2 protein-coding genes are annotated in these 1,227 nt (G+C 67.0%); one reads left to right on the forward strand and one right to left on the reverse strand.

The window, feature by feature from the left end; genetic code table 11:
• Positions 1 to 89: 89 nt before the first annotated feature.
• The gene (locus LL06_RS23385; RefSeq protein WP_035532713.1) at positions 90 to 638 is read right to left on the reverse strand and encodes an NADPH-dependent FMN reductase; all 549 of its coding nucleotides are present in this window, start codon (positions 636 to 638) and stop codon (positions 90 to 92) included.
• Positions 639 to 731: 93 nt separating this feature from the next.
• Between LL06_RS23385 and LL06_RS23390 the strand changes: the two genes are divergently transcribed.
• A complete protein-coding gene (locus tag LL06_RS23390; protein ID WP_081964160.1) occupies positions 732 to 1,136 on the forward strand; it encodes a helix-turn-helix domain-containing protein in 405 nt (134 codons plus the stop codon).
• The last annotated feature ends 91 nt before the right edge of the window (positions 1,137 to 1,227 follow it).

The following is a 1,227-nucleotide window of genomic DNA, read 5'->3' on the forward strand; positions in this document are numbered from 1 at the left end:
CCCCCCTCTGTCACTTCGTGACATCTCCCCCGCAAGGGGGGAGATCAGGGGCATCGCCGTCTCCGCGGCCTCGCAGGTAAAGCCGAGTCTTACGACCTTGTCTTTTCCACCCACTCGCCGAAGCTGTTGAGCCAGCCTTCGAGGAAGGTCTTCGTGGCCTCGTCAGTCACCGCGCCGTCGGCGTCGAAATGCTCGGGCTTGTAGGCGTAATAGAGTTCGGGCTGGCCCATCACCGCGGTGCCGACGGTGACCATGGTGGTGCGCAGGTGATGCTGGGCGATGGCCGCGCCGATGGCGCCGGGCGAGGCGCCGGTGATGGCGACCGGCTTGCCGGCCCAGGAATTCTTGCCCCAGGGCCGCGTCGCCCAGTCGATCGCGTCCTTGATCACGCCGGGATAGGTGCGGTTGTATTCGGGAATGACGATCAGCACGGCGTCCGCCGCCTCGATCACCGCCTTGAGCGCGGTCACCGGCGCAGGCGCGTCGGCCCACAGGTCCTCATTGTAGTGCGGCAGGCTGGACAGGTCGGCATAGACGAACTCCATCCGCCCCGCCGCAAGCTTTTCGAGGCCCTGGGCGAATTTGCGGTTGATCGAGTCCGCGCGCAGCGAACCCACCAGAACGGCGATTTGTGTCATCGGGATTTCCTTGTATAAAAAAGTGACTGACGCTACTTATGAAACCGAATGCTGCGCCGCAAGACGGCACTTTTCCGAACCTGAGGCACCCCGATGAAACCATCCGCCATTCCTGCAACGCCCACGCCCGAGGTCCCGCCGGAACTGCACGGCCCCGGCCAGTGCCAGGTCGCCAACGACGTCATTTCGCTGGTCGGCGACAAGTGGAGCGTGCTGGTGGTCAGCACGCTGGGCAAGGGAACCTTGCGCTTTTCCGAGCTCAAGCGCGCCGTCGAGGGGATCTCGCAGAAGATGCTCACCACCACCCTGCGCGGGCTCGAGCGCGACGGCTATCTCACCCGCACCGTCTACCCGACCGTGCCGCCGCGGGTCGACTACGAGCTCACCCCGCTCGGCCGCGAATTGCTGGAGCCGGTGGCCGCACTCGGCAACTGGGCGGTGGCCAACCACGCCCGGGTGCTCGCGGCGCGCCGCGCCTATGACGACAGGGCCGGCTGAAGGCGCTTTTGCCCTCGCGTACGGCGCAGGCGCGCGCGGGCGGGACGGCCGGCGGGCCGCTCAGTCCGCCGCGGCGGGGGCAATTGCTTGC

The organism is Hoeflea sp. BAL378 (assembly GCF_000759435.1).
Taxonomy (GTDB): Bacteria; Pseudomonadota; Alphaproteobacteria; order Rhizobiales; family Rhizobiaceae; genus Hoeflea.

Bases quoted from the DNA above. Each gene is read 5' to 3' on its own strand.
- LL06_RS23385 (WP_035532713.1), bottom strand. From the start codon at position 638: ATGACACAAATCGCCGTTCTGGTGGGTTCGCTGCGCGCGGACTCGATC.
- LL06_RS23390 (WP_081964160.1), top strand. From the start codon at position 732: ATGAAACCATCCGCCATTCCTGCAACGCCCACGCCCGAGGTCCCGCCG.